The organism is Polaromonas glacialis, assembly GCF_000709345.1.
Classification (GTDB): Bacteria; Pseudomonadota; Gammaproteobacteria; order Burkholderiales; family Burkholderiaceae_C; genus Polaromonas; species Polaromonas glacialis.
On record NZ_KL448323.1, the window covers coordinates 623856 to 643164 of the forward strand.

The window sequence follows — 19309 nt, forward strand, 5'->3', positions numbered from 1 at the left end:
GCAGCAGGCCTTGCACCGGGCCGGGGGCAGTGCTAAACCTCGATATGGCGAATCTGCTCACGCAACTGATCCGGGGCACCGGTCGGTTTTGTCCCTTGTTGTTGTGTGTTGAGCGCATTGCGCCAGAGCACAAGGAAGGAGACAGCCATGAAAAACCTGCAACCCCCGCAAATCGATGCGCTGAAAAAAGGCGTTCAGGGAACCGTCATTCCCGCTGGCGATGCGGCCTATGACGGCGCCCGCCAGGTCTGGAACGCGATGATCGACCGGCACCCTGCCGCCATCGTCCGCTGCGCCGGCACGGCCGACGTGGTCCATGCGGTGAATTTCGCCAGGGACCAGGGCTTGCCGCTGGCGGTTCGCGGCGGCGCACACAACATTGCCGGCAGCGCGGTGTGCGACGACGGCATCGTCATCGACCTGTCGCAGATGAAGGCCGTGCAGGTCGATGCCCCGGCGCGGCGCGCCCGCGTCGAAGGCGGCGCCACGCTGGCCGATTTCGACGCCGCCGCCCAGGCGCATGGCCTGGCGACGCCGCTCGGCATCAATTCGACCACCGGCGTGGCCGGCCTGACGCTGGGCGGCGGCTTCGGCTGGCTCAGCCGGAAGTACGGCATGACGGTTGACAACCTGGAGTCCGCCGAAGTGGTGACGGCCGCTGGCGAGGTGGTGCATGCCAGCGCCACCGGGCAGCCCGATCTGTTCTGGGCGCTGCGCGGCGGCAGCGGCAATTTTGGCGTGGTGACACAGTTTGACTTTCACCTGCATCCGGTCGGCCCCCAGGTGCTGGCCGGCCTGATCGTCTATCCGTTCGCCGAGGCCAAGGCGGTGCTGCGGCAGTACCGCGACTTTGCCGCGCAGGCGCCCGACGACTTGTCGGTGTGGACGGTGATGCGCAAGGCGCCGCCGCTGCCGTTCCTGCCGCAAAAGGTCCATGGGCAGGAGGTGGTCGTGCTGGCGCTGCTGTACGCCGGCGACCCGGCGCAGGGTGAAATGCTGGTCAAGCCGCTGCACGCCTTCGGCACGCTGCTGGGTGCGCATGTCGGCGCCATGCCCTATGTGGACTGGCAAAAAGCTTTCGACCCGCTGCTCACGCCCGGCGCGCGCAACTACTGGAAGTCGCACAATTTCTCGGAACTGCAGGACGGGCTGTTCGATGCCGTCATCGCCGCCATCGGGACGCTGCCGTCGCCGCAGTGCGAGATATTTTTCGGCGCCATTGGCGGGGCGACCACGCGGCCCGCGCCCGGCGCCACCGCCTATGCCCACCGGGACGCGCGCTTCGTCATGAACGTTCACGGCCGCTGGGACGACGCTGCCGATGACGCGCGCTGCATCGCCTGGGCGCGCGACTTCTTCAAGGCCTCGGCGCCTTTTGCCAGCGGCGGCGTGTACGTCAATTTCCTGACCGACGACGAGGGCGACCGGGTGAAGGCCGCCTATGGCCAGAACTACGAGCGGCTGGCGCAGGTCAAGCGCCGCTACGACCCGGCCAACCTGTTCAGCACCAACCAGAACATCCGGCCTGCCTGAACGCAACCCCGGCGCTTGCAGGCGCCGGGCGCGTCCTGAAGATTCTTGCGGGTTTGTAACCCGGGCCGGCGTTTCGGGACCGCCACCGGCCTGCGGATGCCGGAGGTCTCGCTGACAGGAAGAAAAACCATGAAAACCTATATTGCCCTTTGCCATTTCACCGACCAGGGAATCCGCAGCGTGAAGGACACCACGAAGCGCGCCGATGCCGTCAGGGAACTGGCCAAGAAATTCGGCGCCAGCCTGAGCCAGCTCTACTGGACATCGGGTCAATATGACCTGGTGGCGGTCATCGAAGCTGACGACGAGGAGTCCGCCAACGCCTTCGGCCTGAGCATAGGCGTCGCCGGCAATATCCGGACCGAGATGCTGCGGGCGTTTTCCAAGGACGAAATGAACGCCATTCTGGGCAAGATGGTTTGAGGTGCGCGGGCGGGCCGTCAACGACCTGTTTTATGCATAAAAAATGCCTTTTCCGCTTGCCGTATAAGCGTTTTATGCTATTTAATTAATAGCAAAAATGCAGGTTGGCTCGTCAGCCGGCTCCGGCGGTCACGCCTGGCGGGTATGTTGAGCCCGGTGCCGCGTCACGTCCGGGCTGCGCAGGGCCGCGTGCTTGGTCGCCCGGCCGGTCACCCGTTCGCGCCACATCTTGAACGACGAGCGCTTGAGCTGGCGCCGCATCAGGGCAATGACCGCCGGCTCTCTCAAGCCGAACTGCACGGCGATGGATTCGAAGGGCGTGCGGTCTTCCCACGCCATTTCAATGACGCGGGAAATATCGGCTGCATCGAGCGGTGTTTCTTGCGGCAGGGACATGCTCATGCCTTCAGAAAGTCGCGAATGGCGAACAGTGTCGCATCGGGCGCTTCGGTCATCTGGTGGTGGCCGACCGTCAAACTGGCGATCTGAACAACCTTGCCTGCATTGCGCGCCGCAGCGATCAGCCCTCGCGCCGCCTTGGGCTGCGTCATCTGGTCCTGCGCGCCGAGCACGAACAGCACCGGGCAGGCGATGGCCGCCATCGCCGCCTCGCCGTTAGCATAGCGGTCGCAGGCCTGGAAGCCCCGGTGAAACACGTTGACCGTGGCGTTGCTCGCCAGCACGCGCCGGCCCAGCGCCATGCTGGCGCCATACACCCAGGTGCCGGGGCCGAGTGCGGACGGCGGCGGCGCCAGCGTGCTGCGCGAGAACACGTTGACCAGCTTGAGCGCTTTCATCGGCTCGTTCAGTGACGCGTCCAGCAGCGCGGGCGAGACCTTCATCGGAAAAGCGGTGCCGACCAGCACCAGGTGGCTGATGCGCGCTTTCAGCCTTGACGCGGCCTCCAGCGCAATCAGCGAGCCCCAGCTGTGGCCGACCAGCGCGGCGCGCTGCACGCCGGCCGCATCGAGCAGCGCGGCGATGAAACCGGCGGCTTCCTCGACGGAGGAGGGCGCCTCGCCGCTGCTGCGGCAATGGCCCGGCAGGTCCACCGCCAGCACGTTCCAGCCATGGTTCGCCAGGTAGCGGCTTTGCAGGCTCCAGACGCTGTGGTCGTTCAGCACGCCGTGGATGAAGACCACGGTCGGCTGGGCGGCATCGAAGGGCTTGCCGCCGGTGTAGCAATAAGTCTTGTGGCCGTTGACGCTGAGTTCCATCACGCACCTGCTTTCTCAGCGGCCTTCAGGGCACGCTTGAGGTCGTCGATCAGGTCGTCCGGGTCTTCCAGGCCGATCGACAGGCGGATCGTTCCCTGGGTGATGCCGGCGCCCGCCAGCGCGTCGTCGCTCATGCGGAAATGCGTGGTGCTGGCAGGGTGGATCACCAGGCTGCGGCAGTCGCCGACATTGGCCAGGTGGCTGAAGACCTTGAGCGCCTCGACAAATGCCTTGCCCTGTTGCCGGCTGCCTTTCAGGTCAAAGCTGAACACCGAGCCCGCGCCGCGCGGCAGCAGCTTGTTTGCCAGCGCATGGCTGGCATGCGATTCGAGCATCGGATGGCCGACACGCGCCACCAGCGGATGGCTGGCCAGGAAGCCGACCACCTTTTCCGTGTTGCCCATGTGCCGCGCCATGCGCAGGCCCAGCGTTTCAATCCCTTGAAGGATCAGCCAGGCGGTGTGCGGGCTCATGCAGGCGCCAAAGTCGCGCAGGCCTTCGCGCCGGGCGCGCAGCAAAAACGCGCCGACGGTGCTTTCCTCGCTGAACACCATGTTGTGAAAGCCGTCATAGGCCTGCGTCAGCTCGGCAAACTTGCCCGACCGGTCCCAGTCGAAGCTGCCGCCATCGACGACCAGCCCGCCAATCACCGTGCCGTGGCCGCTCAAAAATTTGGTCGCCGAGTGATAGATCAGGTCGGCGCCGTGCTCGAAGGGTTTGATCAGCCAGGGCGAGGTCAGCGTCGAATCGACCAGCAGCGGCACCTGCGATTCATGGGCAATGGCTGCCACCGTTGCGATGTCGAGCACTTCCAGGCCCGGATTGCCGACGGTTTCGCCGAAAAACAATTTGGTGTTGGGCCGCACCGCCGCGCGCCAGCCGTCGATGTCGCCCGGCTTCACGAACGTCGTGTCGATGCCGAAGCGGCGCAGCGTGTAGTGCAGCAGGTTTTGGCTGCCGCCGTAGAGCGCGGTGCTGGCGACGATGTGCGAGCCGGCGCCCATCAAGGTCGCAATGCTCAGGTGCAGCGCCGCCTGGCCGCTGGCCGTGGCGATGGCGCCGATGCCGCCTTCGAGCGCCGCGATGCGCTCCTCCAGCACCGCGTTGGTCGGGTTGCTGATGCGCGAATAGACATGGCCGGCGCGCTCCAGGTTGAAGAGGCTGGCCGCGTGGTCGCTCGATTCAAAGACGAAGGACGTGGTCAGGTGTATCGGCACGGCGCGCGCGCCGGTGGCCGGGTCGGGGCTGGCGCCTGCGTGCAGCGCCAGGGTGTCGAAACCGGGGTCTGAATAACCGGGCATGAATGAAGTCTCCAGTTCAAAAAAGCTGATTTGTCTAGCGCCTGCGGCTGCGTTCGGGCCACGGGGAAATGCGCCGGTTCAAGGACCGGTAAAGTCAAGATGATCGTTACCCGTGGCGAAGGCATTGTGGGCTATATTCAAAGCCGATTTACACCCTGAATACCCGTACCGCGTCACGGCGGAGACCTGAAACACACACTGGCAGACGCTGCTGCCAGACCACCTAGGAAAAACCATGAAGGTAGCAGACATCCTGCGCGTCAAAGGCAACACGCTCTACACCGTCCAGCCTGACGAGCCGCTGGCCAAGGCCGCCGAGATCATGGCCGAGAAAGACATTGGCTCGCTGGTCGTCATGGAGCATGGCGACCTGGTCGGCATGCTTACCTTTCGCGAGGTGATTGTCTGCATCGTGAACAATGGCGGCGAAATCGGCCGCACGCTGGTGCGCAAGGCAATGGACGACCATCCGATGACCTGCACGCCCGACACCGAGATCGACGAGGTTCGCCGCATGATGCTGGAGCGCCACGCGCGCTACATGCCGGTGATGAGCCAGCGCATGCTGATGGGCGTGATCAGCTTCTACGACGTGGCCAAGGCCGTGGTGGACAGCCAGAATTTTGAAAACAAGATGCTCAAGGCCTACATCCGCGACTGGCCTGCCGAAGAGGGCGCCGACCGCGATTGATGTCCGGGCGGGCCGCAGCCGCCCGTCGTGGTGCTTTCGGATTTCCTGTCAGATTGCGCTGGCGTGGATCATCTCCCTAACGCGCGGATAGATCTGCTGGTTCCACCTGCGGCCGCTGAACACGCCGTAATGCCCGACGCCGATCTGCACATGGTGGACGCGCCGGTGCAGCGGAATGTTCGGGCAAAGGTCCTGCGCTGCCACCGTCTGGCCGACGGCGCAGATGTCGTCGCGCTCGCCCTCGACCGTCATCAGCGCCGTATGGCGAATGGCGCCCGGATTGACCAGCCGCCCCCGGTAGCCGAGCTTGCCCAGCGGCAGGTCGTAGGTCTGGAATACCTTTTCGACGGTTTCCAGGTAGAACTCGGCCGGCAGGTCGTTCACGGCCAGGTATTCGTCATAAAACAGCCGGATCACGTCGGCCTTTTCCACATCGCCCTCGACCAGGTGCCGGTACAGGTCCTTGAAGGACTTCTTGTGGCGCTCCAGGTTCATGCCCAAAAATGCGCTGAGCTGCACAAAACCCGGGTACACGCGGCGCCCGTGGCCGGCATGCGGCAACGGCACACGGCTGATCAGGTTTTTCTCGAACCATTCGATGGGCTTGCTGGTGGCCAGCACATTCACGCCCGTCGGGTTCACCCGGCAATCGACCGGGCCGGCCATTAGCGTCAGGCTGCGCGGCTGGGCCGCATCATCGTCCTCGGCCATCAGGGCCGTGGCCGCCAGCGCCGCCACGCACGGCTGGCACACGGCGATCACGTGCGTCCCCGGACCGATGGTCTGGATGAAGCGGATCATGTGGTCAATGTAGTCATCCAGCGCAAAGGCGCCTTCGCCCAACGGCACATCGCGCGCGTTGTGCCAGTCGGTGATGTACACGTCATGGTCCTGCAGCAGGGTGCGGGCGGTTTCGCGCAGCAGCGTGGCAAAGTGGCCTGACAGCGGCGCCACCAGCAGCACCGGCGGCTGGAAGGGCAGGTCGATGGACGCATCCTTCCTGAAGCGCAGCAGCGTGCCGAAGGGCATGGTCATGACCGCTTCCTCGGTGACCGGCACATCCTGGCCGTCCACGTTCACCGAATCCAGGTTGTAGGCCGGCCGCGAATGCGTCAGCCGCATGCGCGAGAACACCTCCATCGATGCCGACCACTTGCGCAAAAAACTGCCTTCGGTCTTGTTCAGCCACATCGCGGCGCTGGTGCTTTGGGCCAGCAGGCGAAATGGTGACATCAGATCGGACTGGAGCTGGTAGGCCTGGTAAAGCATGTGGATGTCCTGGTTTTGTCTGAGAGATGTTTGATTTGCAGGCAATTTGCGCGCCAGAGCGGTTTGGGCCTGGGCCGGCCGAGCAAGGCAACTGGCACAACCTTTGCAAAGAAATCCGCACCACCCTTTGTTTAAGGAGCGTTTCATGGCCCAAGCCGTCCTCACGATCAGCAGTAAAAACTATGGTTCCTGGTCCTTGCGCGGCTGGCTGATGGCCCGGCTGGCGGGGCTGGAGTTCACGGAAAAGGTGATCCCGCTCGACGATCCGGCCATGCGCGCCGAGATGCTGCTGCTGTCGTCGAGCATGCTCGTGCCTTCGCTGGAGCACCGCGGCCTGAAGGTCTGGGACACCCTGGCCATCGGCGAATACCTGCACGAAATCAGGCCCGAAGCGCAGCTTTTACCGCCCGACATCAAGGCGCGTTCGCATTGCCGCGCCATCTGCGGCGAAATGCACTCCGGCTTTGCCTCGCTGAGGTCATCGTTGCCGATGAACCTCAAGGCGCACTTCCCGGGTTTCAAGGTCTGGTCGCGCGCGCAGGGCGACATCGACCGGGTGCTGGAAATCTGGAAGGACTGCCTGGTCACCTACGGCGGCCCCTACCTGTTCGGCAAGAAACCGTGCCTGGCCGACGCCATGTACGCGCCGGTCGTCACGCGCTTTTTGACCTACGACGTGGCCCTCGACAAGGTCTGCGCCGCCTACTGCAAGCGCATCATGGAATTGCCGGCCATGAAGGAGTGGGTGGCCGAGGCCAAGGAAGAGCCCGAGGACATCGACGAGCTGGACGCGGAGTTCTAGCGTGCATTCGTTTTTGCCAACAGACAATTTTTAGCATCAAATAGGCCGTTTTCGCATGCTGTTCAAGCGCGAGTAGCTATGAATTAAGTAGCAAAAATCGGTCCGGCGCCTTGTGCGCCGCAATGGACGGTGCTGGTGATTTCGTGCGGGCGGCAGGGCAGGCCGCCGTTTTACTTCAGTTTGTCCACGGCGTGGGCGCTGGAATGGCGCATACCGGCGCTACGTCAATCGATTTGAAGTCCGCTGGCGAAACGATTTCAAGGTATTCCATGTCGGGCGAATAGTCGAACAGGTAGTGGCTGATGCCGGGCCGCTGATGCACCACATCACCCGCTTCGACCAGCGTTTCCTGGTCGCCGTACATGAAGCGCGCCCAGTCTTTCATCATGATCACAATCTGGAAATCCGCCTCATGGCGGTGCCAGCCCGTGCCGCTTTCTGGTGCCATGTTCGCCTTGACAAGGTGCGCAATCACTTTTCCGTTCGTCGCTGCGGCAATGCCCAAGTCGCGGTAAAGAAAGAAATCACGCAGGCCGCCCGGCAAAAAAGACGTGTCACCGGGTTTGACATGCGAAAACGTGGTGGCGGTGCGGTCCAGCATGGGGAAACTCCTATTCAGTCGAGTTGCGGCAAGGAATGCTGCGCTGCACGAAGCAGGAAATGTTCCAGTTGGTTTTTTGCGATGCGAGGCAGGCTGTTGCTGGAGCAGCGCTGTTTTTTTTGGGAATTCGGTTGGCGGGCTGCTTCAGACTGACAGCGGTCATTAAAATTTCAAACGCGAAAGTCAGCTTCGTTCCCAAAGCAGACGCATGAAATTTCAGTTCGATTGGCTCAGTTGCGAGCGTTAGCCGAGATTTAGGCGCGTGGTCACTGCGCTATAGTCTGGCGAATGATGCGCTGGGGCAGCGAACTCGGCGCTGACTGAATTTCGCCAAGGTAGGCAACAAGAGTTAAAGGGTTGGAAATGACTTCAACTTTTTTGGAATTGGCTACGAACCTGCCTCCGCTCTCGACTAAGCATCAACGTTAGAGCCCACAAAACACAACCTGCCGCTGCACGAAATGTCTCTGAAATCTCTCGTGCTCCATCGGTCAGTCGCCTTGTGTTGTACCCTAGCGCTCGCCGGCTGCGCTGTGCCAAGCCTTGCGTGGAAATACACAAGCTGGACCGGGCCTCTTGCCATGGGCAACGACCTCGCTCGGATAATTGAGAAATGCGACCTGGGTCCGGGCTTCATGTCGGACGTAACCCGTTGCAAGCTCGCATTCGTAGATTTTCGCGGGAGCAAGATTGACGTTAATGACGACGTTCAGAAGTTACTAGACGACTTCATGCCGCAGGTCGCCAAACTTAAGCCTTGGGTAAAAGTTGAGCGGCTGAATCGCTCGCCGGAAGCGTCACTGGGAACCCGGCTGCCCTACCGGTTGCACATTCTGACAGTCTCACCCGTAGTTCTCCTTGTTGTTCCACGCGAACCCAATGACACCGAATACTGCGCGGGCCGTGGGCTGGAAGAAGGCTGCATTCGCTCGCGAGTATTTGACCTTGAGCCCTATTGGTACAAGCGTCAGCCAAGGGTGGCTGAAGGCTCATTTTGGGTCGCACCAGCACTCGGCGTTACATTCAAGCAAATCGATACTTCGGCAGGCCATGCTTTCATTGACCTAAAAGATTCGCGCCTTCGGCTGGCTTCACGAGGAGGCGCTTGGTGTATTACTCGTGAAGCCGCAGCCCATTAGCCACAGCGTTGGCCCAACCCTTCGTTCGAGCGGATTCGCCCCGGCAGGCCGCTTCAGGCACTCTCACCCAATGAATCTCGTCGAGGCTATCCAATGGCCTGGGTAGTGTCGCGCGTGGCACCGAGACCACCAGGCTCGATTTTGCGTGAGGCGGTACATATTCTCCAGCTTGGGGCTGGTTTCCTGCCAGGTCAGGGCTCTAACGCTGTATGTCCGCTCCTGGTCGAAACCTGACTAACAGCTAAATTGGGTGATCGGCAGCAATCGCTGCAATGCAGCCAGTCGGCCACGCCGGCGCATCCCTATGGCAGGAGCCGGCTGCCGACTTTCCGCCGCTCATGCTGAAACCACCCAAACCCATCAAGGATAATCCCCGCCATGAGCGGCAATACCTTTGGAAATCTCTTCGCAGTCACCAACTTCGGTGAATCCCACGGCCCGGCCATTGGCTGCGTGATCGACGGCTGTCCGCCGGGCATGCTGCTCAGCGAAGCCGACATCCAGGGCGACCTCGACCGGCGCCGCCCCGGCACCTCCAAATTCGTCACGCAGCGCAACGAACCCGATGCGGTCGAAATTTTGTCCGGCGTGTACCAGGGCAAGACCACCGGCACGCCGATCTGCCTGTTGATCAAGAACACCGACCAGCGCAGCAAGGACTACGGCAACATCCTCGATACCTTCCGTCCCGGCCATGCCGACTACACCTACCTGCACAAGTACGGGCTGCGTGACCCGCGTGGCGGCGGCCGTTCGTCGGCCCGGCTGACGGCGCCCATGGTGGCGGCCGGCGCGGTGGCCAAGAAATGGCTGCTTGAACAATACGGCACGACGTTTCGCGGCTGCATGGCGCAGATCGGCGAGGCGGTGATTCCGTTCGAGTCGTGGGAGCATGTAGCCCACAACCCGTTTTTTGCCCCCGTGGCCGACGTGTCCCACCTTGAAAACTACATGGACGCGCTGCGCAAGGCCGGCGATTCCTGCGGCGCGCGCATCCGCGTGGTGGCATCCAACGTGCCGGTCGGCCTGGGCGAGCCGCTGTTCGACAAGCTGGACGCCGACATCGCCTTTGCCATGATGGGCATCAATGCGGTGAAGGGCGTGGAAATCGGCGCCGGCTTTGCCAGCGTGACCCAGCGCGGCACCACCCACGGCGATTCGCTGTCGCCCGAAGGCTTTATGTCGAACAACGCCGGTGGCGTGCTCGGCGGCATCAGCACCGGGCAGGACCTGGAAGTGTCGATTGCCATCAAGCCGACCAGTTCCATCATCACGCCGCGCCAGTCGATTGACATCCACGGCCAGCCGGCCGAGGTGGTGACCAAGGGCCGGCACGACCCCTGCGTCGGCATTCGCGCCACGCCGATTGCCGAGGCCATGCTGGCGCTGGTCGTCATGGAGCATGCCTTGCGCCGGCGCGCGCAGTGCGGCGATGTGAAGGTCGGCACGCCAGACATCATGCGTCACCAAGGCTGAGCGATAAAGCTTGGCGCTCCCGCCCACGCTGGCGGTTCTGGGGCCGAAGCGGGGAATTTGCCTACAGCACGGAAAAAATCAGCGCCGTAGATTGAGCCTTTTGATCATTCAGGAGGCATTCATGGCAAACACCCCATCGCGCTCACTGCCGGACGACGGCGCCCAGGCCGTCGTTGACAAGCAGCGCAGCATCCAGCAACAGCAGGACGGCAAGGACGCCGCGAAATCCGGAAAAGGCGGCGGCGCACAAAGCAATAAGCCACCTGTCCAGGCCGGCCTGACCCATCAGCCCGAGCCGCCGCTCCCCGCGCAGCATCTCGAAAAACCGGGGCTTGAAGCCGACATGCAGTTGCAGCCCCGGTTCATGGCCGAAGGCTACAAGGGCAGCGGCAAGCTCGAAGGGCTGACCGCGCTGGTGACCGGCGGCGACTCGGGCATTGGCCGGGCGGTGGCGGTGCTGTTTGCCCGGGAAGGCGCCGACGTGGCGATTTTTTACCTGAACGAACATGCCGATGCCGAGGAAACCAAACGCTGCATCGAGGCCGAGGGCCGGCGCTGCCTGCTGATGGCCGGCGATGTGAAGGACGCGGCCTTCTGCCGCAAGGTGGTCGAAAAAACCGTCAGCGAATTCGGCAAGCTCGACATCCTGGTCAACAACGCCGCCTTCCAGGCGCATGCCGATTCGCTGGAAGACATCACCGAAGAGCGTTTCGACGAAACCCTGCGTTCCAACATCTACGGCTATTTCCACATGGCCAAGGCCGCGCTGCCGCACCTTCAACGCGGGTCGTGCATCATCAACACCGGCTCGGTCACGGGGCTGGAGGGCAGCGCACAGCTGCTCGATTATTCGGCGACCAAAGGCGCGATCCATGCCTTCACCAAGTCGCTGGCCAGCAACCTGCTCGACAAGGGGATTCGCGTCAACGCGGTGGCGCCCGGACCGGTCTGGACGCCGCTGAACCCGGCCGACAAGGACGCCGGGTCGATCCAGAAGTTTGGCGCGGCCACCGACATGAAGCGCCCGGCGCAGCCCGAGGAACTGTCGCCCGCCTATGTGTTCCTGGCCTCGCCGGTGTGCTCCAGCTACATCACCGGCATCGTGCTGCCGGTGACCGGCAGCGTGGGCGCTTGAGCGCTGAAAACCATGAATTAGTGATGAAATAGGCCGTTTGCGCACTACTGGAAAGCGTAAGCAGCTATTAAATAAGTAGCGACATGGCCTGCCATTCAGACCGACTGGCGTGTAGGGGTGTCGATCCGCTGACCGCGCAACTCGGTCATTTTTGCGATCTGATCGTCGGTCAGGCTGCGCCGATAATCACCGTGGCCGACGCCCTGCAACGCCTGCGCACCGTCCAGGCCGTGCGGCGCTCGATAGCCAGCGGCCAGACCGTCGCCGTGCAGGAGTTGACGTAACCACCGGAAGAAAACCTGCATGCCCGTGATTCACAAGTTTCTGATTGATGAGCGCGAAGTCGAGCTCAGCGCCATCCGGGCGCAGGGCGCGGGCGGGCAGAACGTCAATAAGGTGTCCAGCGCCGTGCATTTGCGCTATGACATCAAGGCCTCGTCGCTGCCCGACGAGATCAAGGAACGCCTGCTGTGCCTGAGCGACAGCCGAATCACCCAGGAAGGCGTGCTGGTGCTCAAGGCGCAGCAGCACCGCACCCAGGAGATGAACCGCGCCGATGCGCTGGCGCGCCTGCAGCAGGTCATCGACGGCGTGTCCAACCCGCCCAAGGCCCGGCGCGCCACCAAACCCACCTATGGTTCGCGTCAGCGCCGGCTCGAAGGCAAGAGCCAGCGCTCTGCCACCAAGGAACTGCGCGGCAAGGTGAACAAGGAATAGGCGAATAAAGATTTCAGAGCTATTTATTTGATAGCTGTAGGCGCCCGTCCTATATGCGGTAGAGGCATATTTGATCAAATAAAGTGGCTATGTCACTGTTAAATGTGGAAATTTTCCCAAGGCCATCGCCAAGACAGCTTGCCCAGAGTCGCCATGGTGGCTGTCCAGGGCGCGAAACCAGCCCAGGTAGTTGTCCAGATAGCCCGTGGCAACGCCGTGAAAGCGGTGCAGCCACTGTTTGAGACGGCCGTGATAGGCGTTGACATTCTGGACATGGATGGCGCCGTTGACGCGCACGCCTGCGTTCAGATTGACCGCCTCGTGCGCCAGGTGCGCGTCGTGCGCAAAGCCGCAGTAGGTCCGGTTGCCATCGCTCACCAGCAGCGCATCCTTGGCCAGCACGGGCTGCAGTGCGCCGGCCAGTGCGGCTTTTGTCATCTGCCCGCGTCCCATCACCCAGTCCAGCGTCTGTCCGGCACGGTCCCGAGCCACCAAAACGCAGACCAGTTCACCGGACAGGCCCGCTTTTCTCGCCTTGCTGCCGCGACGGCGAGGCGGGCGGTCCAGCTTGCGACAGCCCTTGCGCGACTCCAGGATATAGGTCTCGTCGGCCTCGGTAATACCTTGCAGCGTTGTCGCGCGGTCTGCCTTGAGGCCGCTGAGAAAGCGATGGCGCCAGCGCAGCGCCGTGTTTCGGTGAACCTGCAGGGCAGTAGCGGCCCGGCGAAGGGTGAGGGAGGCGGCCAGGGCTTGACTAAAACCGAACCACTTGCCCTTCTTGCGCAGCCGCGCCAGCGCGGTGCCCGTCAGGGCATTGAACGTGCGGTGGCATGTCCGGCAGCGGTAGCGCTGCAACCCACTGACGTGGCCATGCCGGTAAAGCTCGCTGCCTTGGCAGTGTGGGCAGCAGCGCGGCTCAGTCGCGCTGGACGACTCAATGACGGCCAGCCCTTTTTGCTGCTCATCGAGTTCATCCAGACGCTTTTTGAGCAGTTCACGCTGGCGCAGCGTGAGCCGGGGCACCTGTTGGTTCATCAACGCATTGAAAGTCTCGGCGTTCATGGCTAACCTCCTTCACGGTTCGCTATGAACTCTACGCCTCTGGAAAAAAAATTCCACATCTAACAGTGACAGAGCCAATAAAGTTGACTCCGTTCGTCCGGCCTCTGCCTGCGTGATGTCTGCGGCCGCATCTACCTGCCGCGCGATAAGCCGGACCCGATGGCGTTGGCGCCGCTGGTCGTCGCAGACTTGGGCGTCATGGACCGCGCCTGTTTCCAGGCCGGGCGCGACTGCTTCCCTTGCGCTTCTGATAGCCTCTGCAGCCTGGCCGCACGGACTGGACTGTGCGGTGTCCCAATGAAAGCAGCGCATGGAATTGAATCTGCAAGTCGTCACCACGCCCCTGCGCCCTGCCGCTACGGTGGTCCTGCTGCGCGATGCGGCTGCGGGCCTGGAGGTGTTTTTGATGAAACGCCACACCTTGTCCGACGTGCTGGGCGGTGCCTATGTGTTTCCGGGCGGCAAGGTTGACGCGGTGGATGCCGAACTGGACATGGCGGCGCATCTGGACCAGCCTTTGCCGGTGCTGCATGCCGGCCTGAACGAGGCCGACATCAGCGAACGCACGGCGGGCGGGCTGTACGTGGCGGCCTTGCGGGAAGCCTTTGAAGAGTCGGGCGTGCTGTTTGCGCAGGGCTTGGGCGCGCAGGACATTGACACGGCGCGGGTGGCCGCGCTGCTGCGCGAAGGCCATGGTTTCAACGCGGTGCTGGCCCGGATGTCGCTGCGCCTGCAGACCCGCAGCCTGGTGCCCTGGTCGCGCTGGATCACGCCGACAGCGCCCTCGGTCATGAGCAAGCGCTTCGACACCCGTTTTTTCGTGTCGGCCGTTCCAGCCGGGCAGGTGGCGGTTCACGATAACCATGAAACCACCGACAGCATCTGGCTCAGCCCGCGCACGGCACTGCAACAGTACTGGGACGGCCAGATCGCGCTGGCACCGCCGCAGATCATGAGCCTGGCGCACCTGTCGCACCATGCCAGCGTCCAGAGCGTGCTGACGCAGGCGCGCGGCCGCCTGCCGCCGCTTATCCAGCCCGAGCCGTTTGATCTGGAAGGGGGCCGGGTGATTTGCTATCCGGGTGATGCGCGCCACCCGGTCCGCGAGCTGGCCATGCCTGGCCCGACGCGGCTGTATTACCGCAACAAGCGTTTTGAGCCCGGCGACGGCTTTGACAGCCTGTTCGATTGAGGCGGCAACGTTTTGGCGCAAAGGTATAAACCAGGGATGACGCCTGAATCGCCTGTTGAATTACCCCTTGAGGCGCAAGCCCTCCTGGCAACCGCAACCCGCACGCAAACCCCTTGTGGCACGGGCACCATGGTCTGGCATCTGTGGGGCAAGGACACGCGCCATCCGGCTATGCCACCGCTGGTGTTGCTGCATGGCGGAAGCGGCAGCTGGATGCACTGGCTGCGCAATATCACTGCGCTCGTCGATGCCGGACGCTGGCTGCTGGTGCCTGATCTGCCCGGTTTTGGCGATTCCGCCGCGCCCTTGCATGGCACGGATGCCGACGCGCTTCCCGAACCGGTGGAACAAGGGCTGAAGTGCCTGTTGGGCGATGAGGCTTGCGATCTGGTCGGCTTTTCTTTTGGCGGCATGGTGGCCGGATTCATCGCCGAGAAGTTTGCGGCACGGGTGGCGCGGCTGGTTCTGGTGGGCGCGCCGGGCCTGGGCATCGCGCCGGACAGGGCGATTCGCCTGAATGCCTGGCGGCATTTGAAAGAGCCAGCGCAGCGCGACGAGGTGCATCACCGCAATCTCGCTGCGCTGATGCTGCTGCATCCGCAATCCATCACCGAAACGGCCTTGCGCCTGCATGTGGCCAACGTGCTGCGCGACCGCATGAAGGGCCGCAGCCTGTCACGCACCGATGCGCTGGCCCGGTCACTGGCGCAAGTGCAATGCCCGGTGCATGCCATTTATGGCGCTGAAGATGCGCTGTACAGGGGAAAGATGGAGGCGCTGGAGCCGGTGCTGCGGCTGGCGCCCGGTTTCAGGGCGCTGACGCTGGTTGAAGGGGCCGGGCACTGGGTCCAGTTCGAGCGGGCCGAAGCTTTTGACCAGGCGCTGCAGCCCGCGCTCGACGCCGCTTTGTAAGCGGCGAACGCTGTCCGGGAAAAGGATTACTTCTCGATGGCCAGCAGCTCGACTTCAAACGTCAGCGTGGCGTTCGGCGGCACCGCGTTGCCCGCGCCGCGATCACCATAGGCGGTGGCGGGCGGGCAGGTCAGTGTCGCCTTGCCGCCGACCTTGATCTTTTGCATGCCTTCGGTCCAGCACGGCACCACGCGGTTCAGCGGGAACGAGGCGGGCGTGCCGCGCTTGATCGAGCTGTCGAATTCCTTGCCGTCGGCCAGCGTGCCGCGGTAGTGAACCTTCACCGTGTCCGACGCCTTGGGCTGTGCGCCCGTGCCATCGACCGTGTGGACAATCTTCACGCCCGAGGGCAGGGTTTCGGGCGGCGCCACGGCGAAGGCGCTGGAAGCGAAAGCGGCGAGGGCGAGCAGGAAGAGCGTTGATTTCATGGGAGTTTTCTGTGAAGGGTGGATGGAGTGAGGTGGGATTGCCGTTGCGGCCACCGCTGGCCCTCACCCCGGCCCTCTCCCGGAAGGAGAGGGAGGCATGCGGGTTCAGGCGTAGTCGGCCACCGGAATGCAACTGCACGACAAATTGCGGTCGCCATAGACATTGTCCACCCGGCCGACCGGCGGCCAGTATTTCACCGCCTTCAGGCTGGCCAGCGGGAAGGCGCCGGTTTCGCGGGAATACGGCCGGTCCCAGTCGGCGCCCAGCAGGCTGGCGGCGGTGTGCGGCGCATGCTTGAGCGGGTTGTTGTCCTGCGGCCAGTGGCCGTTCTCGACCTGGAGAATCTCTTCGCGAATCGCGATCATGGCGTTGATGAAGCGGTCCAGTTCGGCCAGGGTTTCGCTTTCGGTGGGTTCGACCATCAGCGTGCCGGGCACCGGAAAGCTCAGCGTGGGGGCATGAAAGCCGTAGTCCATCAAGCGCTTGGCGACGTCTTCGGCGGTCACGCCGCTGGTATCTTTCAGCGGGCGCAGGTCCAGGATGCATTCGTGCGCGACATGGCCGTTTTCGCTGGCGTACAGCGTCGGGTAATGGTCTTTCAGGCGCGCGCTGATGTAGTTGGCGCTCAGGATCGCCACTTCGGTCGCCTGCTTCAAACCCTCCGGGCCCATCATGCGGCAGTACATCCAGCTGATCGGCAGCACGGCCGCATTGCCCAGCGGTGCGGCCGAAATCGCGCCGACGCCGTTGACATGAATACCCGCCGTGGCATGGCCGGGCAGGTAAGGCACCAGGTCGGCCACGACGCACACCGGACCGACGCCGGGTCCGCCGCCGCCGTGCGGAATACAGAAGGTCTTGTGCAGGTTCAGGTGGCTCACGTCGCCGCCGAACTCGCCCGGCGCGGCGGTGCCGACCAGCGCGTTCATGTTGGCGCCGTCCACATAGACGCGGCCGCCGTGCGAATGCACCAGCTGGCACAGTTCCTTGACCTGGACTTCAAACACGCCGTGGGTGCTGGGGTAGGTGATCATCACGCAGGCCAATTTTTCGCTGTGCTTTTCGCACTTGGCCTTCAGGTCGGCCATGTCCACGTTGCCCTGTGCATCGCAGGCGGTCACGACCACCGTCATGCCGGCCATCTGGGCGCTGGCCGGATTGGTGCCGTGCGCCGACGACGGAATCAGGCAGATGTTGCGGTGGCCCTGGCCATTGGCTTCAAGGTAGGCCTTGATGACCAGCAGCCCGGCGTATTCGCCCTGCGAGCCGGCATTGGGCTGCAGGCTGATGCCGGCATAACCCGTGGCCTGGCAGAGCCAGTCGCGCAATTGCTGGTCGAGTTCGGCATAGCCCTGCAACTGGTCGGGCGGCGCAAATGGGTGGATGTTGGCGAATTCGGGCCAGGTGATGGGAATCATCTCGCTGGTCGCGTTGAGCTTCATGGTGCAGCTGCCCAGCGGAATCATGCTGCGGTCCAGCGCCAGGTCCTTGTCGCTCAACTTGCGGATGTAGCGCAGCATGCTGGTTTCGCTGTGGTGGGTGTTGAACACCGGATGCGTCAGGAAGTCGCTGCTGCGGCGCAGCTCGGCCGGGATCAGGGTTTCGATGCCCTGCTCGAAGCGGCTCACCACCGGTACGGTCTTGCCGGGCTTGGCAAAGAACGACCAGAGCAGTTCGATGTCGCTGCGGCTGGTGGTCTCGTCGAGCGACACGCCAAGATGATTTTTCAAGCGAAAACGCAGGTTTGCGCACGACTGGCGGGCGCGTTCAGCTATTGAATTGGTAGCGTCGCCGGTTTTGACCGTGACCGAATCAAACGCGCCCTGGTTGGTGATGTCGTAGCCCATTTCGCGCAGGCCACGGACAAAAATCGCGGTGTAGGTGGCCACGCGCTCGGCAATCCGCCGCAAGCCCTGCGGGCCGTGGTACACCGCGTACATGCTGGCCATCACCGCCGGCAGCACCTGCGCGGTGCAGATGTTGGACGTGGCCTTTTCGCGGCGGATGTGCTGCTCGCGCGTTTGCAGCGCCAGGCGGTAGGTCGGGTGGCCGTGGCTGTCCACGCTGACGCCGACCAGCCGGCCCGGCAGCGAGCGCTTGAATTCGTCGCGGCAGGCGAGGTAGGCCGCATGCGGGCCGCCATTGCCCATCGGCATGCCGAAACGCTGGGTGCTGCCCAGCACGATGTCGGCATCCCATTCGCCCGGGGGCGCCAGCAGCGTCAGCGCCAGCAGGTCGGCGGCCACGCACAGGGCAGCACCGTTGGCATGCGCGACTCCCGCCAGCGGCCGCAGGTCGTGGATGGTGCCGCTGGTGGCAGGGTACTGGGCCAGCACGCCGAAGTAGTCGCCCTGCGACATGAGCTGCGGCACAGTACACGACAGGCTGCTGACCTTGACCTCGATGCCCAGCGGCCTGGCGCGCGTCTGGATGACCTCGATGGTTTGCGGATGGCAGTCGCCGGCGACGATGAAGACGTTGCTTTTGCTTTTCACGCTGCGCTTGGCCAGCGTCATGGCTTCGGCGGCGGCGGTGGCTTCGTCGAGCATCGACGCATTGGCCATCGGCATGCCGGTCAGGTCGCAGACCATGGTCTGGAAATTGATCAGCGCCTCCATGCGGCCCTGCGAAATCTCGGCCTGGTAAGGCGTGTAGGCGGTGTACCAGGCGGGGTTTTCCAGCACGTTGCGCAGGATCACGCCGGGCGTGTAGGTGCCGTAATAGCCCTGGCCGATGAAGCTCTTGAACACCTGGTTCTTGGCCGCCATGGCCTTGAGCTGCTTGAGCGCGGCCGCTTCGGTGACCGGCGGCGGAATCGCCATCGCGCTGCGGCGCGCAATCGAAGGCGGCACGATGCCGTCGATCAACGAGCGCAGCGAGGCCGAGCCGACCACGCCGAGCATGTGGACTTCATCGTCATCGTCAATGCCGATATGGCGGGCAATGAATTCGGAAGGATTTTCAAGCGCGCCCAGCGGCGTGGCGGATGGCATCAGCATGGCAAGATCCCGGGTCAGGCTTTTTCGGAGAAGGCGGTATAGCTGGTTTCGTCCATCAGGGCATCGAGCTGCGACGCGTCTGAAAGCTTGACCTTGAAGAACCAGCCGGCGCCCAGCGGGTCGGAATTGGCCAGTGACGGGTCGCCCCGCAGGGCTTCATTGACTTCGATGACTTCGCCGCTGACCGGCATGTACACATCGGCGGCGGCCTTGACCGACTCGACCACGCCGGCGGTGTCTTTCTGGGCAAAGGTCGCGCCGACTTCGGGCAGTTCGACAAACACCACATCGCCCAGCGCATCCTGCGCGTGAACGGTGATGCCGACGGTGGCGGTGTCGCCCTCAAGCTTGAGCCATTCGTGGTCTTCGGTGTACTTGACGGTCATGCGGGTTCTCCAGGAGGTGGTATGA

20 protein-coding genes are annotated in these 19309 nt (G+C 63.3%); 11 read left to right on the forward strand and 9 right to left on the reverse strand.

What is annotated here, in order from left to right; all coding sequences use genetic code 11:
* Nucleotides 1-147 precede the first annotated feature (147 nt).
* Nucleotides 148-1533 carry an FAD-binding oxidoreductase gene (locus EC86_RS0103330; RefSeq protein ID WP_029524278.1) on the forward strand — a complete coding sequence of 462 codons (1386 nt, stop codon included), beginning with the start codon at nt 148-150 and terminating at the stop codon, nt 1531-1533.
* A gap of 129 nt (nt 1534-1662) precedes the next feature.
* On the forward strand, nt 1663-1956 hold the full coding sequence (locus EC86_RS0103335; protein ID WP_029524279.1) for a GYD domain-containing protein: 294 nt from the start codon (nt 1663-1665) through the stop codon (nt 1954-1956).
* Between the two features lie 129 nt (nt 1957-2085).
* Here the strand turns inward: EC86_RS0103335 and EC86_RS0103340 are convergent, their stop codons facing one another.
* From EC86_RS0103340 to EC86_RS0103350, 3 genes are read right to left on the reverse strand one after another with little or no spacing between them, the layout of a single operon-like run.
* Nucleotides 2086-2352: a TIGR03643 family protein gene (locus EC86_RS0103340; RefSeq protein WP_084181140.1), complete on the reverse strand. Its 267-nt coding sequence runs from the start codon at nt 2350-2352 to the stop codon at nt 2086-2088.
* 2 nt (nt 2353-2354) lie between these two features.
* Nucleotides 2355-3173: an alpha/beta fold hydrolase gene (locus EC86_RS0103345; protein WP_029524281.1), complete on the reverse strand. Its 819-nt coding sequence runs from the start codon at nt 3171-3173 to the stop codon at nt 2355-2357.
* Complete coding sequence (locus tag EC86_RS0103350; protein ID WP_029524282.1) at nt 3173-4474, reverse strand: O-acetylhomoserine aminocarboxypropyltransferase; 1302 nt, start codon at nt 4472-4474, stop codon at nt 3173-3175. The genes EC86_RS0103345 and EC86_RS0103350 overlap by 1 nt, the downstream gene beginning before the upstream one ends.
* 235 nt (nt 4475-4709) lie before the next feature.
* Between EC86_RS0103350 and EC86_RS0103355 the strand changes: the two genes are divergently transcribed.
* On the forward strand, nt 4710-5165 hold the full coding sequence (locus EC86_RS0103355; RefSeq protein WP_029524283.1) for a CBS domain-containing protein: 456 nt from the start codon (nt 4710-4712) through the stop codon (nt 5163-5165).
* Nucleotides 5166-5213: 48 nt separating this feature from the next.
* Here EC86_RS0103355 and EC86_RS0103360 read toward each other — a convergent pair whose 3' ends face one another.
* Nucleotides 5214-6434 carry a polyhydroxyalkanoate depolymerase gene (locus EC86_RS0103360; protein ID WP_029524284.1) on the reverse strand — a complete coding sequence of 407 codons (1221 nt, stop codon included), beginning with the start codon at nt 6432-6434 and terminating at the stop codon, nt 5214-5216.
* 145 nt (nt 6435-6579) lie between these two features.
* On the opposite strand from EC86_RS0103360, the gene EC86_RS0103365 reads away from it, so the two are divergent.
* Nucleotides 6580-7236 (forward strand): glutathione S-transferase family protein, encoded by a 657-nt coding sequence (locus tag EC86_RS0103365; RefSeq protein WP_029524285.1) that lies wholly within the window; start codon nt 6580-6582, stop codon nt 7234-7236.
* Nucleotides 7237-7411: 175 nt separating this feature from the next.
* On the opposite strand, the gene EC86_RS0103370 is transcribed toward EC86_RS0103365, so the two are convergent.
* Entirely contained in the window at nt 7412-7837 is a 426-nt protein-coding gene (locus tag EC86_RS0103370; protein ID WP_029524286.1) for a cupin domain-containing protein, read from the reverse strand.
* Nucleotides 7838-8418: 581 nt separating this feature from the next.
* On the opposite strand from EC86_RS0103370, the gene EC86_RS0103380 reads away from it, so the two are divergent.
* From EC86_RS0103380 to arfB, 5 genes are all read left to right on the forward strand, one after another.
* On the forward strand, nt 8419-8976 hold the full coding sequence (locus EC86_RS0103380; protein WP_029524287.1) for a hypothetical protein: 558 nt from the start codon (nt 8419-8421) through the stop codon (nt 8974-8976).
* Between the two features lie 378 nt (nt 8977-9354).
* A complete protein-coding gene (gene aroC, locus EC86_RS0103385; RefSeq protein ID WP_029524288.1) occupies nt 9355-10452 on the forward strand; it encodes a chorismate synthase in 1098 nt (365 codons plus the stop codon).
* 121 nt (nt 10453-10573) lie between these two features.
* On the forward strand, nt 10574-11587 hold the full coding sequence (locus EC86_RS0103390) for an SDR family oxidoreductase (RefSeq protein ID WP_029524289.1): 1014 nt from the start codon (nt 10574-10576) through the stop codon (nt 11585-11587).
* Between the two features lie 83 nt (nt 11588-11670).
* Nucleotides 11671-11871, forward strand: coding sequence for a hypothetical protein (locus EC86_RS27500; protein WP_198026750.1), 201 nt, complete (start codon nt 11671-11673; stop codon nt 11869-11871).
* Between the two features lie 19 nt (nt 11872-11890).
* Entirely contained in the window at nt 11891-12304 is a 414-nt protein-coding gene (gene arfB, locus EC86_RS0103400) for an alternative ribosome rescue aminoacyl-tRNA hydrolase ArfB (protein WP_029524291.1), read from the forward strand.
* Between the two features lie 87 nt (nt 12305-12391).
* Here arfB and EC86_RS0103405 read toward each other — a convergent pair whose 3' ends face one another.
* Nucleotides 12392-13366, reverse strand: a complete 975-nt coding sequence (locus tag EC86_RS0103405; protein WP_029524292.1) for an IS1595 family transposase — start codon at nt 13364-13366, stop codon at nt 12392-12394.
* Nucleotides 13367-13676: 310 nt separating this feature from the next.
* On the opposite strand from EC86_RS0103405, the gene EC86_RS0103415 reads away from it, so the two are divergent.
* Nucleotides 13677-14558 carry an NUDIX hydrolase gene (locus tag EC86_RS0103415; protein WP_029524294.1) on the forward strand — a complete coding sequence of 294 codons (882 nt, stop codon included), beginning with the start codon at nt 13677-13679 and terminating at the stop codon, nt 14556-14558.
* Nucleotides 14559-14594: 36 nt separating this feature from the next.
* The gene (locus tag EC86_RS0103420; RefSeq protein ID WP_029524295.1) at nt 14595-15470 is read left to right on the forward strand and encodes an alpha/beta fold hydrolase; all 876 of its coding nucleotides are present in this window, start codon (nt 14595-14597) and stop codon (nt 15468-15470) included.
* A gap of 26 nt (nt 15471-15496) precedes the next feature.
* Here the strand turns inward: EC86_RS0103420 and EC86_RS0103425 are convergent, their stop codons facing one another.
* The 3 genes from EC86_RS0103425 to gcvH all read right to left on the reverse strand — a co-directional run bounded on the left by EC86_RS0103425 (nt 15497) and on the right by gcvH (nt 19284).
* Nucleotides 15497-15898 (reverse strand): FKBP-type peptidyl-prolyl cis-trans isomerase, encoded by a 402-nt coding sequence (locus tag EC86_RS0103425; protein WP_029524296.1) that lies wholly within the window; start codon nt 15896-15898, stop codon nt 15497-15499.
* 105 nt (nt 15899-16003) lie between these two features.
* The gene (gene gcvP, locus EC86_RS0103430; RefSeq protein ID WP_029524297.1) at nt 16004-18898 is read right to left on the reverse strand and encodes an aminomethyl-transferring glycine dehydrogenase; all 2895 of its coding nucleotides are present in this window, start codon (nt 18896-18898) and stop codon (nt 16004-16006) included.
* 14 nt (nt 18899-18912) lie between these two features.
* Nucleotides 18913-19284 (reverse strand): glycine cleavage system protein GcvH, encoded by a 372-nt coding sequence (gene gcvH / locus EC86_RS0103435; RefSeq protein WP_029524298.1) that lies wholly within the window; start codon nt 19282-19284, stop codon nt 18913-18915.
* Between the last annotated feature and the right edge of the window lie 25 nt (nt 19285-19309).

Excerpts from the sequence above, each read along its gene's own strand:
- EC86_RS0103330 (WP_029524278.1), top strand. The coding sequence starts at position 148 with ATGAAAAACCTGCAACCCCCGCAAATCGATGCGCTGAAAAAAGGCGTT.
- EC86_RS0103335 (WP_029524279.1), top strand. The coding sequence starts at position 1,663 with ATGAAAACCTATATTGCCCTTTGCCATTTCACCGACCAGGGAATCCGC.
- EC86_RS0103340 (WP_084181140.1), bottom strand. The coding sequence starts at position 2,352 with ATGTCCCTGCCGCAAGAAACACCGCTCGATGCAGCCGATATTTCCCGC.
- EC86_RS0103345 (WP_029524281.1), bottom strand. The coding sequence starts at position 3,173 with ATGGAACTCAGCGTCAACGGCCACAAGACTTATTGCTACACCGGCGGC.
- EC86_RS0103350 (WP_029524282.1), bottom strand. The coding sequence starts at position 4,474 with ATGCCCGGTTATTCAGACCCCGGTTTCGACACCCTGGCGCTGCACGCA.
- EC86_RS0103355 (WP_029524283.1), top strand. The coding sequence starts at position 4,710 with ATGAAGGTAGCAGACATCCTGCGCGTCAAAGGCAACACGCTCTACACC.
- EC86_RS0103360 (WP_029524284.1), bottom strand. The coding sequence starts at position 6,434 with ATGCTTTACCAGGCCTACCAGCTCCAGTCCGATCTGATGTCACCATTT.
- EC86_RS0103365 (WP_029524285.1), top strand. The coding sequence starts at position 6,580 with ATGGCCCAAGCCGTCCTCACGATCAGCAGTAAAAACTATGGTTCCTGG.
- EC86_RS0103370 (WP_029524286.1), bottom strand. The coding sequence starts at position 7,837 with ATGCTGGACCGCACCGCCACCACGTTTTCGCATGTCAAACCCGGTGAC.
- EC86_RS0103380 (WP_029524287.1), top strand. The coding sequence starts at position 8,419 with ATGGGCAACGACCTCGCTCGGATAATTGAGAAATGCGACCTGGGTCCG.
- aroC (WP_029524288.1), top strand. The coding sequence starts at position 9,355 with ATGAGCGGCAATACCTTTGGAAATCTCTTCGCAGTCACCAACTTCGGT.
- EC86_RS0103390 (WP_029524289.1), top strand. The coding sequence starts at position 10,574 with ATGGCAAACACCCCATCGCGCTCACTGCCGGACGACGGCGCCCAGGCC.
- EC86_RS27500 (WP_198026750.1), top strand. The coding sequence starts at position 11,671 with ATGGCCTGCCATTCAGACCGACTGGCGTGTAGGGGTGTCGATCCGCTG.
- arfB (WP_029524291.1), top strand. The coding sequence starts at position 11,891 with ATGCCCGTGATTCACAAGTTTCTGATTGATGAGCGCGAAGTCGAGCTC.
- EC86_RS0103405 (WP_029524292.1), bottom strand. The coding sequence starts at position 13,366 with ATGAACGCCGAGACTTTCAATGCGTTGATGAACCAACAGGTGCCCCGG.
- EC86_RS0103415 (WP_029524294.1), top strand. The coding sequence starts at position 13,677 with ATGGAATTGAATCTGCAAGTCGTCACCACGCCCCTGCGCCCTGCCGCT.
- EC86_RS0103420 (WP_029524295.1), top strand. The coding sequence starts at position 14,595 with ATGACGCCTGAATCGCCTGTTGAATTACCCCTTGAGGCGCAAGCCCTC.
- EC86_RS0103425 (WP_029524296.1), bottom strand. The coding sequence starts at position 15,898 with ATGAAATCAACGCTCTTCCTGCTCGCCCTCGCCGCTTTCGCTTCCAGC.
- gcvP (WP_029524297.1), bottom strand. The coding sequence starts at position 18,898 with ATGCTGATGCCATCCGCCACGCCGCTGGGCGCGCTTGAAAATCCTTCC.
- gcvH (WP_029524298.1), bottom strand. The coding sequence starts at position 19,284 with ATGACCGTCAAGTACACCGAAGACCACGAATGGCTCAAGCTTGAGGGC.